Annotated in this window: 15 protein-coding genes; 9 read left to right on the top strand and 6 right to left on the bottom strand. The window is 51.8% G+C overall.

The features are described from left to right. Positions 1–152 precede the first annotated feature (152 nt). Positions 153–692 carry an adenine phosphoribosyltransferase gene (locus AC2FNE_RS02380; RefSeq protein WP_170473591.1) on the bottom strand — a complete coding sequence of 180 codons (540 nt, stop codon included), beginning with the start codon at positions 690–692 and terminating at the stop codon, positions 153–155. A 325-nt stretch (positions 693–1,017) separates the two neighbouring features. On the opposite strand from AC2FNE_RS02380, the gene AC2FNE_RS02375 reads away from it, so the two are divergent. After that, on the top strand, positions 1,018–1,191 hold the full coding sequence (locus AC2FNE_RS02375) for a hypothetical protein (RefSeq protein WP_170604722.1): 174 nt from the start codon (positions 1,018–1,020) through the stop codon (positions 1,189–1,191). 5 nt (positions 1,192–1,196) lie between these two features. On the opposite strand, the gene AC2FNE_RS02370 is transcribed toward AC2FNE_RS02375, so the two are convergent. Then, positions 1,197–1,826 carry a LysE family translocator gene (locus tag AC2FNE_RS02370; protein ID WP_496804710.1) on the bottom strand — a complete coding sequence of 210 codons (630 nt, stop codon included), beginning with the start codon at positions 1,824–1,826 and terminating at the stop codon, positions 1,197–1,199. Between the two features lie 35 nt (positions 1,827–1,861). Next, positions 1,862–2,893 carry a DUF418 domain-containing protein gene (locus tag AC2FNE_RS02365; protein ID WP_496804709.1) on the bottom strand — a complete coding sequence of 344 codons (1,032 nt, stop codon included), beginning with the start codon at positions 2,891–2,893 and terminating at the stop codon, positions 1,862–1,864. Between the two features lie 236 nt (positions 2,894–3,129). On the opposite strand from AC2FNE_RS02365, the gene AC2FNE_RS02360 reads away from it, so the two are divergent. Continuing rightward, positions 3,130–3,996, top strand: coding sequence for an alpha/beta hydrolase (locus tag AC2FNE_RS02360; RefSeq protein WP_496804708.1), 867 nt, complete (start codon positions 3,130–3,132; stop codon positions 3,994–3,996). A gap of 11 nt (positions 3,997–4,007) precedes the next feature. Here AC2FNE_RS02360 and AC2FNE_RS02355 read toward each other — a convergent pair whose 3' ends face one another. Then, positions 4,008–4,880 (bottom strand): S-methyl-5'-thioadenosine phosphorylase, encoded by an 873-nt coding sequence (locus AC2FNE_RS02355; RefSeq protein WP_170604728.1) that lies wholly within the window; start codon positions 4,878–4,880, stop codon positions 4,008–4,010. Between the two features lie 194 nt (positions 4,881–5,074). Here AC2FNE_RS02355 and AC2FNE_RS02350 point away from each other — a divergent pair, with 194 nt between their 5' ends. After that, on the top strand, positions 5,075–6,709 hold the full coding sequence (locus AC2FNE_RS02350) for a SulP family inorganic anion transporter (protein ID WP_496804707.1): 1,635 nt from the start codon (positions 5,075–5,077) through the stop codon (positions 6,707–6,709). 127 nt (positions 6,710–6,836) lie between these two features. Here the strand turns inward: AC2FNE_RS02350 and AC2FNE_RS02345 are convergent, their stop codons facing one another. Beyond that, entirely contained in the window at positions 6,837–7,442 is a 606-nt protein-coding gene (locus tag AC2FNE_RS02345) for a flavin reductase family protein (protein ID WP_496804706.1), read from the bottom strand. 72 nt (positions 7,443–7,514) lie between these two features. Between AC2FNE_RS02345 and AC2FNE_RS02340 the strand changes: the two genes are divergently transcribed. From AC2FNE_RS02340 to AC2FNE_RS02320, 5 genes are all read left to right on the top strand, one after another. Then, positions 7,515–8,009 carry a GNAT family N-acetyltransferase gene (locus tag AC2FNE_RS02340; RefSeq protein ID WP_496804705.1) on the top strand — a complete coding sequence of 165 codons (495 nt, stop codon included), beginning with the start codon at positions 7,515–7,517 and terminating at the stop codon, positions 8,007–8,009. Between the two features lie 53 nt (positions 8,010–8,062). After that, on the top strand, positions 8,063–8,812 hold the full coding sequence (locus AC2FNE_RS02335) for an EcsC family protein (RefSeq protein WP_496804704.1): 750 nt from the start codon (positions 8,063–8,065) through the stop codon (positions 8,810–8,812). Positions 8,813–8,929: 117 nt separating this feature from the next. Further along, on the top strand, positions 8,930–9,391 hold the full coding sequence (locus AC2FNE_RS02330; protein WP_496804703.1) for an NUDIX hydrolase: 462 nt from the start codon (positions 8,930–8,932) through the stop codon (positions 9,389–9,391). Positions 9,392–9,464: 73 nt separating this feature from the next. Then, entirely contained in the window at positions 9,465–9,914 is a 450-nt protein-coding gene (locus tag AC2FNE_RS02325) for a DUF1178 family protein (protein WP_496804702.1), read from the top strand. Positions 9,915–9,917: 3 nt separating this feature from the next. Beyond that, complete coding sequence (locus tag AC2FNE_RS02320; RefSeq protein WP_496804701.1) at positions 9,918–10,556, top strand: SDR family NAD(P)-dependent oxidoreductase; 639 nt, start codon at positions 9,918–9,920, stop codon at positions 10,554–10,556. Here AC2FNE_RS02320 and AC2FNE_RS02315 read toward each other — a convergent pair. Beyond that, complete coding sequence (locus tag AC2FNE_RS02315) at positions 10,550–10,906, bottom strand: hypothetical protein (protein ID WP_170473563.1); 357 nt, start codon at positions 10,904–10,906, stop codon at positions 10,550–10,552. The genes AC2FNE_RS02320 and AC2FNE_RS02315 overlap by 7 nt on opposite strands. A 158-nt stretch (positions 10,907–11,064) precedes the next feature. On the opposite strand from AC2FNE_RS02315, the gene AC2FNE_RS02310 reads away from it, so the two are divergent. Further along, entirely contained in the window at positions 11,065–12,303 is a 1,239-nt protein-coding gene (locus tag AC2FNE_RS02310; RefSeq protein ID WP_496804700.1) for an aspartate kinase, read from the top strand. The last annotated feature ends 27 nt before the right edge of the window (positions 12,304–12,330 follow it).

Genomic DNA, 12,330 nt, shown 5'->3' with positions numbered 1-12,330 from the left:
AAAATGCCTCAGGTGGCATCGACAAAAAGTACGTGGACGCGTCCAAAAGGGATCACCGACGACAATCTCAAACTGCTGTTGAAATGACGAATTCGCGCCCTAAGCTGCTGAAGGCACAATTGTCCATTCACACTAATGTGATCAGTTTCGCGCTATAGACCCTCGAATTCGCATAGCACGTGAACATCCATTCCCATGTCTTCAAGCGCTTTGCGGCCTCCGAGCTCTGGCAAATCGATAATAAATGCGCATGAAACGATTTCACCGCCCAATCGTTCGATCAGCTTGATGCCTGCGGCTGCTGTGCCACCGGTAGCCAGCAAGTCGTCCACGACAAGGATTTTCTCACCCGGCAGGATAGCGTCATCATGTATTTCGACAATCGCTTCACCGTATTCCAGCTTGTAATCTTGGCTGATCGTGGTTCCCGGCAGTTTGCCCTTTTTTCTGATAGGAACAAAACCCACGCTTAATTGATGCGCGATGGCGCCACCAAGAATGAAACCTCGTGCCTCAAGCCCGACAACTTTGTCGATGCGCTCGCCTGCATATGGGTGAAGCATTTGGTCGATGGCAATGCGGAACCCACGGGGATCGGCAAAAAGGGTAGTTACATCGCGGAACATTATTCCTTCGTGTGGGAAATCAACGATGGTCCGGATGTAATCCTTAACGGTTTTATTTCTGGACATAGGGCAACCCTTTCGCGTCAAAACACGCGGGGGTGTTTGGCCCATTCAAGTCAGTCTTGCAAGGAGAGTTTCCTGAAAATTGCCTATTTATGACGTGGCTTGATTGTGTCAGGCAGCCCATAGTACCGATACAGCGCAGCCGGTAGCCAGGATAGGTGAGGTTTGCGCCAATTGCGTTGATCTCGCAATAGAAATGCTTGTGCAGTATGAAGGTTCATTGCCAATTTCCGTTTTTTATTGTTAGGTGCCCGATAAAGACAAGTTCTATGCTATGTATATACAATGCATCGCGATATGAATCAAGATTTACGTAGGAACGAGACGCGTGGCGAAGAAAGACAGTAAACGGACGAATAAGAAGAATAGTCAGTTGGTTCTTCGTCTGGACAAAGATGAACGCGATGCGTTTGTTGAGCTATGCAAAGAATTGGATACCTCGGCCGCCCGAGAAATTCGGCGTTTTATTCGGGGTTTCATGAAAGAAAATGCCGAAGACTGATCGTTTCAGGTGGGCCGCCGTAGGATTGCTGTGGCTACACCCATACCGATCAACGTCAGTCCACCGAACCTTGTCATCCCGGTAAGTATCGCGGGACGGCGGATCACTTTTCGCAGCCGATCAGCCAATAAAGCGTAGGCCAGCGCATTCAACCCCGCCAAGCCGACAAAAGTCGCAATAAGAATTATAAACTGGGGACTAAGCGGTTCAGTGGGACGCAGGAATTGCGGAACAAAGGCTATGAAGAATGCAATTGATTTTGGGTTGAGCGCCGTGACCGCCGCCGCGTGACCGAATACGCTGCGGGCGGTTATGTCTTGACGTGTTTCGATAGGGTGTAAACCTCCGGACGGCGCGCTGCGCAGCAGCTTTAGACCCAACCACACCAGATAGACCGCCCCGACCCACTTCAGAACCGAGAATAGGGTTGCCGATGCCAAAACCAATGCGCCTAGGCCCAGTAATGACGCTGTCATTGCAATCAAATCCCCTAGGGCCACCCCTGTCGCAGACGCAACTGCGACGCTGCGACCCTTGGACAATGCATAACTTAGCACCAAAAGCACTGTAGGACCGGGGATGAGTAAAAGGGCCGTTGAAGCGGCAACAAAGGCCAGCCAAAGATCTAATGACATGGGTCACCTGCAAATTTTGCTGTACAGAACGCCTTTTAAGTGTTCCTCGTCAAGTTCTTTGATGGCTCGTTCAAAAGACGCATCAAAGCTTCTAATGGTCCATGTTTGAATTTTCGGCTCCACAGAAGGGCAAAAACCGAGGAAACAGTGCAGAAAGTTACGGCGTAAAAAAATACCTGCGGTGCGCTTAGGCTTCCATTCAAACGGCCAGTGGCCTCAAGAAGTCCCATTCCGAGTAAAATATGTGACATGTATAGCGTAAGGCTCTGCCGTCCTGGCGCACTTAGCACTGCTCCTATACGAAGCCTATCTATTGTGGGCCAAAGCTTCAGAAGAATTCCGATCACGATGCAAGCTGTCCCCGTTCCAGCCAGAACATAAAAGGGACCGGGCGGAAGCGACTGCGCGCCTAAAACGGCAACCAAGTCCGGATCAGTGACAAGCCTTGCGGGAAAAGTGGCGAAAATTGCAGCGCCAAAGCCCCAAATGATCAACCTGTTTTGAACACCTGGCCGATGCAACTCAGTGCGGGCGATTGCCATTCCAATAAGCAGAAACGCCGCCCAAGGAAAAACAGGATGCCAGCCGTTAAAGAGCAGGTTGCGAATAAAGCCGGGAAAGCTCCACAAATCATAATAATTCAGCGTGTCCCAGTTCCAACCGCGATCATAGTCAACAACCAAATGTGCAGCGGTTGAAATGAAGATGACTCCAATCGCACCAATACACAGCGCGCGACGCTCTGCAGTCAGAAACATTGTTCCGACCATAAAATACAAAGCATAGAAATGTAATATGTCCGCTTCGAACTCGATCATGTTCAACAGACCGACTGCGAACAAAAATGCGGCCCGTCGCATTAAAACGTGAGCAGAAATTTTTGAAAGTCCGATACCAATTCCGGCCAAAACTACGAACAATGCGGCAGCGCGCCCTTCCAGCGCGTTTATCAAAACCGAAGCCCAGTCTGTGCCCTCAGCAACTTGCGCAGCAATTCGGAAGTTCACCAGAACCATACCGCAATATGCAAGGAACCGGGCGGCGTCCAACGCTTCAAGGCGTTTCATTGATTGCCTGCCAGTGACTTTTGAACGCATTCAAAGTTAAATAACTATCTGTTTGAAATAACTATTTGAAACTTAGATGGTTAGTACTCCACACATTTCAACCAAGGTTTGACCGGATTTTCGCATCTTAGCCTGAGAACGACGTTCTAAAGATTGGATTAAGTTTTGTTCTGCGGCCTTGAATATGTGCTTGGTTGCCAAGACTTAATCCAACAAACGTATGCTCGGAGCGATCCATGTCACAGGCACAAAGCGAAAATAAGGATGTGACCCTCAGGACTTTGCGATCAATCGCGGAAAAACTGAAAGGCCCGTTAGTCCTTTTGGCTTTGTTTGTTGCGGCAATTTACGCGGCCATCGTTGGATACATGTATTTCAACCAAAGGTCTCTGCTTTTCAAACCTGACGGATTATTACCGGAACCCAGGGCTGTGGGCTTGGCTGATGTTGAAGTGATTACTTTGCCCATGTCTGACAAAACGGTTTTGACGGCTTGGGCTGCACCTCCTGCAATCGAAGGCGCGCCCACGGTTTTGTTCTTCCATGGTCAAACCGGCAATTTGGGCGATAGGGCAGACCGCATGCGCGAGATACTAAACAGCGGCTTTGGGTTGCTGGCCCCCAGTTATCGTGGCTATCCGGGTAGCGAAGGACAGCCGTCTGAATTGGCTTTGATTTCTGACGGCTTGCAGTTGTTCGATGGGGTTGCCAGTGAAGGTTCAGCCGTTCTGTTGCATGGTCAAAGCCTTGGTACAGCGATCGCGGCGGCAGTTGCTGAACAACGTCCGCAGGCTCAATTGCTGGTGCTTGAGGCTCCGTTCACTGCAACTGTCGACGTTGCATCGGAAAGATACCCTTGGATCCCAGTCTCTGCACTGATGAAAGATCAATTCGCGACCCGTGACTTGATCGCAAACATCACGGTCCCGACCCTGATCTTTCACGGCACTCATGACGAAACAGTTCCTATGCACCATAGCCAGACCTTGGCGGATTTGGCCGGAGAGAATGCGCAGTTTCACGTAATAACCGACGGCGCGCACAATGACCTTTGGTCCCATGGGTTGTGGGACGATGTGCAAAATGCCCTTCAAAAAAACTAGATATTTTTGGGTCAAAGAACGCGACCAGCCACCGCATCCAACTTTGCCATCAAACACGGATCACGTTTTTCAGGTGCGGTCAAAATGGCGTACTCAAGGGCGCGATCACAACCGTTGGGGCAGGGCTCCCGTTCCGGACCCAACAAAGCAGGCAGGGCTTTCACCAATGAGCGACCCTTATCAGCGTTGCTTGTTAACGTCGCGATGATGGCGCTTACATCCACTTCACCGTGATCTGGGTGCCAGCTATCGTAATCTGTCACCATAGCGATCGAAGCATAACAAAGCTCGGCTTCGCGGGCGAGTTTCGCTTCGGGCATGTTGGTCATTCCGATTACGTCACAGCCCCATTGCTCACGATACATTTTCGATTCCGCCAATGTGGAAAACTGGGGTCCTTCCATCGCAAGATAAGTGCCGCCACGGTGAATTGTGATGCCGACTGATCGCCCCGCGGTCTCGCACGCATCTGAAAGGCGCGGGCAAGTTGGATTTGCGACGCTTACATGAGCAACGCAACCCTTTCCGAAAAAGCTTTTGTCGCGGGCAAACGTGCGGTCAACAAATTGATCAACGATCACAAAATCCCCAGGCGCCAGTTCCTCACGAAACGAGCCGCATGCAGAAACCGAGATCACATCTGTTATGCCAAGTCTTTTAAGCGCATCAATATTGGCACGGTAAGGCACGCTTGTCGGCGAATGCACATGGCCACGGCCGTGACGAGGCAAGAACGCCATTTCAACGCCGTCAAGGTTACCTGTCAAAATCTGATCCGAAGGTGTTCCCCATGGCGATTCAACTGTGACCCACTTTGCATTCTCCAAGCCGCCAACGTCGTAAATTCCGGATCCACCGATGACGGCAATTTTCGTTTGGGTCACTTTAACTCTCCGAATGGAACTCCTGTGGCAAGCTTTCTGCGGGCCCATAGGGGTTTTGGCAAGGGGCTTCGGCTTTGCCTTTGCAGTCATGCGCCAAACGCATAGCCGAGTCCCGCGGGGCGCGGTACCTCATTCCCAGATTGACAGCTACAAGGCCACCTTCGCGCGAACAATTGAACCCACAGGATCGCCCAATGCCACGAGCCTTGCTGCCGAGCTTTGCCAATCGCCTAGCCATTCCCGACTTGCGTTGGATGCCTGACGAAAGGCTTTCCGTCTCTCGTTTGAGGATCGAACTTCTCTCCGGCCTGACCGTGGCATTGGCTTTGGTGCCCGAAGCAGTCGCTTTTGCATTGGTCGCAGATGTTCATCCGCTTATTGCGTTGTATGCTGCGTTTATTGTTGGTTTGGTCACAGCTCTGATCGGTGGCCGCCCGGGAATGATATCAGGAGCCACAGGTGCGCTGGCCGTAGTGATGATATCGCTGGTAGCGGAATATGGCGTTCAATATCTGTTCGCGACAGTCGTCCTGATGGGAATCCTTCAGTTAATTGCGGGTGTGATGCGATTAGGTCGATTCATTCGGCTTGTACCGCACCCGGTAATGCTGGGATTTGTTAATGGCCTGGCCGTTGTCATTTTCCTCGCGCAACTGAAGCAGTTCAAAGTTCCCGGATCTATGGAAAATAATGGCCACGGTTTGAGTGGGGGGGAATGGCTGCCAGGAATTCAGATGTACACGATGCTTGGTTTGGTGGCGCTTACAATGGCGGTAATCTGGGTCATGCCTCGAATTACTCGCGTTGTACCAGCGCCTTTGGCTGGTATTGTTGTGGTCGCCGCGTTGGTCATCGGGTTTGGTTTGGATGTGCCGCGTGTTGGCGATTTGGCCTCGATCGAGGGTAGCTTGCCATCATTTGACTATCCGAAAGTGCCCCTGACGTTGGAGACTTTGGGGATCATTCTGCCTTACGCAGTGATTCTGGCAACTATCGGTTTGATCGAGTCCTTGCTGACTTTGAACCTTGTTGGCGAAATCACTGGTAAACGCGGGGGCGCATCTCAGGAATGTGTCGCGCAGGGTTCAGCAAATGTGTTGACTGGTTTCTTAGGCGGTATGGGTGGCTGTGCGATGATCGGTCAGTCCATGATAAATGTAAAATCAGGCGGCCGGACTAGAGTGGCAGGTATCGCTGCAGCGTTGTTCTTGCTGGCTTTCATCCTTTATGCTGCGCCCTTGATAGAACAGATCCCATTGGCCGCTTTGATAGGCGTGATGTTTATGGTGGTGATCGGAACTTTCGCGTGGAATTCGTTCAAAATCATGCGACGAGTGCCGCGTATGGATGCTTTTGTCATTGTTCTGGTGACCATAGTGACCGTTATGGAGGACCTTGCAGTCGCTGTCGTTGTCGGTGTGATTGTTTCCGCCCTGGCCTACGCATGGAACAACGCAAAACGAATCCACGCACAAACGCGGGAGTCTGTTACTGAAGAAGGTGCCAAGGTTTACGAAATCAAAGGCCCGCTGTTTTTTGGTTCTTCCGAAGGATTTATCGAATTGTTCGATGTTTCCAATGACCCAAGCACCGTTATCGTCGACTTCGCCGAAAGCCGGGTTGTGGATCAGTCGGCCTTGCAAGCCATTGAAAACGTTGCGGCGAAATACGAAACCGCGGGTAAACGCGTGATGCTTAGACATCTAAGCCGTGACTGCCACAAGCTTTTGAACAAGGCGGGGCATCTTATGATCGACAGCGACGACGATCCGGATTACGGCCTTGCCGTAGATTACTCGGTCCGAACCGGTATTCTAGGAGGTCATTAAAGCATTGTCGCAGTGTGCTTTGCTTTCTTAGAAAATTGATATCAGACCATAATCGAGGTGGTTTAACTCTCTGGACAAGAACAACTCCGAAGGGGGGCGGACCCTGGAAACGAAAGTTTTGCTTCGCTCAATCGTCCGGACGGCTGAGCGAAAACAAGTCTTTAACGACGGAATAGTCCCGATATCCCAACCGCGCGAGGGGTCGAAACGAGGTCACATCGAATTTCCCGTCGACGATGTGGTCGTCGTGAAGGTGAACTCCTGTGACTTCTCCAAACACCACGCGATTTGCCTCTCCTGGAAGTGTCACGATTTGCGTGAGTTTGCACTCCAGAGCGGCTGGCGCGCCGTCGATGCGCGCGCACGGTATCGTTTCGCATTCGACCGGGTTTAAACCAGCATGTTCAAATTCATCTATGTGTTTTGGAAGGCTTGCAGAACTGGCATTCATTGCGTCACGATGCATGTGGCCAACGATGTTTACACAGAACACCCCTGTCGCTTCGATATTGGCCAAACTGTCCTTAGTACCGCTTTGATCGCTTTTGGTTCCCGTCGAAGCAAACATCACCTGCGGAGGTGTATAGGCCACGCCATTGAAGAATGAATATGGCGCCAAATTGTTGATGCCATTTGCGTCGCGGGTCGATATCCAGCCAATCGGACGCGGCGTGATAATCGCGTTGAATGGATTGTGCGGCAATCCGTGGCCATCTTCGGGTCGGTAGAACATCTGAACTCCAAGCGTTTGCTCAAGCCGTAACGAAGTGTTAGGGCGAATTCCAGAAGGGAAAAGAGGGCCGGGTTGCAGCAGTTCGAAATCAGGTCGGAAAAACCGGACGATTGGTGGGAGGTTGAGGCCCTGTACGACCTGTGCTTTGCACCGGGGCGCGAAGCACTGTCGTCATATCGTTTGCGCGATGATGTGTCACCAGTTGCCGGGTTGTCGTTGATCGCGCGTGACAATTCGGGCGTTATGGCTGGCGCGATCCGATTTTGGCCCGTTCATGTTGGCAACTATGACGCGCTTTTGCTTGGGCCAGTTGCTGTTCACCCAACACATCAGGGCGAAGGATTAGGCGGTTTTCTAATTCATGAAGGCGTCAGCGCCGGCCACAATAAAGGTTGGGAACGCGTCATGTTGGTTGGCGACGAACCCTATTACAAGCGTTTTGGTTTCCGCCGTTTGACGGGAGTGGAAATGCCGCCGCCGACCAACCCAGAACGGGTTTTGGGGTTGGGTCTTTTACCGGAAGCCTGGCGGGGTGTCGCGGGGCAAGTATCCCGTTGGACACGCTGATTCATTGAAAATCGTCGTTAAAATGCCAATCTTTGAGACATAGGAGGGCATGAATGAGCGATGTGGTTCTAATTGAAAAGGTTGATACCGAGGCTGAGCTTGACCGGTTGGCACGACACTACAAGTCTGCCGGAGGTGCAGGGGTAAAGTTGCTGAATCGACTTGGAGGTACGGCCGAATCGTTGTTGGATCAGTTGCCTGAGCCTATAAGGGAAGGCCTGACAGAGGCGACAGAGCAGGCACTTTGGATAGCCATGCGTGCTGCCCAGGGCTCACGGAGGGCTGTCGCAGACCAAAGCCCATGGGTGAATACAGCTGTGGCAACCGCCATGGGAGCTGCCGGTGGTATTGGAGGAGTGACCTCGGCGTTGGTGGAACTTCCGGCAACTACGGCGATGTTGTTGCGATCAATTCAAGGTGCCGCAGTCCGCGAAGGCTTTGATCCAGAGGAAGAAAATGTAAAGTTCGACTCAATTCGCGTTCTGTCTGCTGCGGGTCCGTTGAGTGAGGATGATGGGGCGGATTTGGGTTTCCTTTCTGCTCGCCTGACACTGGCGGGCCCCACAATGCAACGCATGATCGCTGCAATCGCACCGCGTTTGTCCGTTGTCTTGGGTCAGAAGCTGGCGGCCCAATCGGTGCCAGTTCTGGGGGCGTTGGCAGGAGGCAGTACCAATTTTATTTACACACGTTATTACCAACAGATCGCGCAGGTCCATTTCGGTCTACGCAGACTGGCTATAGACGCCGACATACCCCACGACGAACTCGTGCGTAAATTGTCGCACCGCATGGTGAATTGAAGCTGCCTCAATCGCTCTCATTTGGCACTATTCCCTTTATGTGGTAGAATGGGTTTCGAACAGTACAAGATAGGCCGTTTAACAAGGTTTTTGTTTTGAGACAGGCCGCATCCGTTGATGGATATTGAACGAACGATACAAGCAAGTGCAAAGGTCGCTAACCTTCCGGTTTTCGAGCAATCCGCAGCATTGTGTTATCGGTTTGCAAAAGGGAAGCCGGAAATCCTGTTGATCACGACACGCAGGTCGGGGAAATGGATTATACCAAAAGGATGGCCAACCAAAGGTTTGACAAGCGGCCAATCTGCTGCGCTTGAGGCTTGGGAGGAGGCTGGCGTTTCTGGAATGTGCGCCAATGCACCGCTCGGCCAGTTTAGTTACGTCAAGACACGCTCTGGGGTGGGGCCAGCGCAGTTTGTTGTTGATGTTTTTCCTCTGCATGTGCGTAGGCTCTCGGCAAAATATCCAGAAAATAACGTACGTAGACGCAAGTGGTATTCGCCCAAAAAAGCATCGCACCGTGTAATTTTACCCGGACTGGCGGTGTTGCTTCAGGGATTTGCGCCTAAACTTAACTGAACGACTACCGGAAAGACTTGATCTTGCTCATCGGCTCAGTATCTATTCGCCAACCAAGGGTTTGGACCGAATTATGATTCAATACGCGCTTAAATGTAACTCTGGACACAGCTTTGACAGTTGGTTTCAGTCCGCAGAGGCCTTTGACAAGCTTGCCTCTGCAGGAATGGTGAGTTGTGTCGTTTGCGGTAGCACGCGGGTTGAAAAGGCGATTATGACTCCTCGGGTAAGACCGGCACGGCAGGCTGTTCAGGTTGCTGAAAAAACTGATGTGAATTCGGTCGATGAGGCAACGGCTAAACCTGACGTCGAAAGTGCCTTGACCGAGTTGCGTCGGAAGGTCGAGGAAAACTCGGATTACGTCGGCAAAGCGTTTGCCAGTGAAGCGCGCAAAATGCACCTGGGCGATGCGCCCGAGCGTGCAATATACGGTGAAGCAAAACCGGAAGAGGCAAAGGCGTTGATCGAAGATGGCGTCCCTATAGCGCCTTTACCTTTCGTTCCGACTAGAAAAACCAACTAGGTCATGCATGTCGTCATAACTGGGGCTAACCGCGGGATCGGTAAAGCTTTGGCAGACGTCCTAAGAAAGCAGGATCATCAAATTACAGGTACGGCTAGGGACGGCAGCGCGGAAGTCACGTTGGATGTAACCGACGCAGCGCAACATGTTGCAATGGCCGAGAAACTTGAAAGCCGACCGGTTGATCTGCTGATTTGTAACGCTGGGGTATATTTGGACAAGGGGCAAAAGGCTGATGGCTACCCTTCTGAGATGTGGGCCCAAAGTTTCGCGACAAATGTAACCGGTGTTTTTTTGACTATTCAGGCATTGCTGCCCAACTTGAAAAAAGCTCGTGGAAAAGTGGCGATACTGTCGTCTCAAATGGCGTCGCACACGCGAGCTCAAGGCGGCAGTTATATTTATCGCGCCTCAAAGGCCGCAGTCTTGAACTTAGGCCGGAATTTGGCTACGGATTTGCGACCGGATGGTGTTGCGGTTGGGATTTATCACCCAGGTTGGGTTCAAACTGACATGGGGGGTCGCGCTGCTGATGTTTCAGTCAAGCAGGCTGCAAACGGCTTGATGGAACGATTTAACGAGTTATCCCTCGAAAATTCGGGGTGTTTTGAGACCTGGGAAGGTCACAAGCATCCTTATTGAGAATTCAGCGCAGCCTTTGGAATTTCGTATACTTCACCTGGTTCGATGAAAATAACCATAATATCACCAGGTGTCTCATAAGACAGTTTTGACGTCGAACTGCTTGAATCCGGTATGCCGTTAGTAAAATAGATATTGCGAACTTCGCCGGTTGGCAAAAGCACTGCCAGTGTGGCCGTCCCGTCATCACGGCGACGCAACTCAGCATTGCAGCTCTGCAAGGATGCTCCTGCTGTCGCAGCACATGGGACAGTGCCCAAAGCGTTCTTTCCATCTGTTCCGGACTGAGTCGCAACCTGCGCGATGACAGGAGATGAGAGCAGTGAAAAAGCCAAGGCAAAACGCAGCATGGAAATCCTCATGATCTAAGCGGTCGTTTCTACGCTGACACCGCCCGTCCGTCTTGTAAAGGTGCGCTATCATTACAACAAAGCCCACTTGCCCTTGCTGCCCCCCTCGCATAATAGGCACGGGAACTGAATTCAAAGGCGCGGAGACACCAGCCCCCATGCCCGTACTCGTTATGAAATTCGGCGGCACTTCGGTTGCCAATCTTGACCGGATCCGCCGCGCGGCAAAGCGCGTTGGCGTAGAGGTGTCCAAGGGATACGACGTTATCGTCATCGTCTCAGCAATGTCGGGAAAGACTAATGAGCTGGTGGGATGGGTCGACGAAACATCACCGCTGTACGATGCCCGGGAATATGACGCGGTTGTATCATCTGGGGAGAATGTCACCGCCGGTCTGATGGCCCTTACATTACAAGAAATGGATGTACCCGCACGCAGCTGGCAAGGCTGGCAGGTTCCGCTGCTGACGAATAGTGCGCACAGCCAGGCTCGGATCGAGGAAATACTGACTGACAACATAACGCAAAAGTTTGGTGAAGGTATGAAAGTCGCGGTGGTGGCTGGCTTTCAAGGTCTCAGTCCCGAAGGTCGGATAACCACGCTGGGTCGCGGAGGTTCTGACACCACAGCTGTTGCCTTTGCCGCAGCGTTCGACGCGGAACGATGTGACATCTATACCGATGTAGACGGCGTCTACACGACCGATCCGCGCATTTGCGAAAAGGCTCGTAAGCTTGACAAGATAGCATTTGAGGAAATGCTTGAACTGGCATCCTTGGGTGCCAAAGTTCTGCAGACCCGTTCGGTAGAATTGGCAATGCGTAACAAAGTAAAACTGCGCGTTCTTTCGAGCTTTGAAGAACAATCCGACGAGGCCGGTACTTTGGTCTGCGACGAGGAGGATATCATGGAATCCAATGTTGTGGCCGGTGTGGCCTATTCCCGCGACGAAGCCAAAATGACGGTCGTTTCAGTTGCCGACCGTCCCGGCATCGCGTCGATCATATTCTCTGCGCTTAGTGATGAGGGCATCAATGTCGACATGATCGTCCAGAACATCTCGGATGAAGGGCGTACGGACATGACTTTCTCCTGTCCTACCGATCAAGTGGCGCGAGCGGAAAAAGCGCTTCTTGCGATCAAGGAAAAAGGTGAACTGAACTACGCCGAACTGGTCGCAGATACCGATGTTTGCAAGGTCTCGGTGGTAGGTATCGGTATGCGGTCGCAATCTGGTGTGGCGGCGAAAATGTTCAAGGTGCTCTCGGATGAAGGGATCAATATCAAGGTCATCACAACCTCTGAGATCAAAATTTCCGTTCTAATCGACAGGAAATACATGGAACTTGCGGTTCAGGCACTGCATGATGCCTTTGAACTGGACAAGGCGGCCTGAGTATTTCGACCTGCGGGTGCGCCTGAT

The organism is Ruegeria sp. YKSD179, from assembly GCF_059612885.1.
The sequence above is the reverse complement of the archived record's forward strand: the minus strand, read 5'-3'. Positions and strand labels throughout refer to the sequence as shown.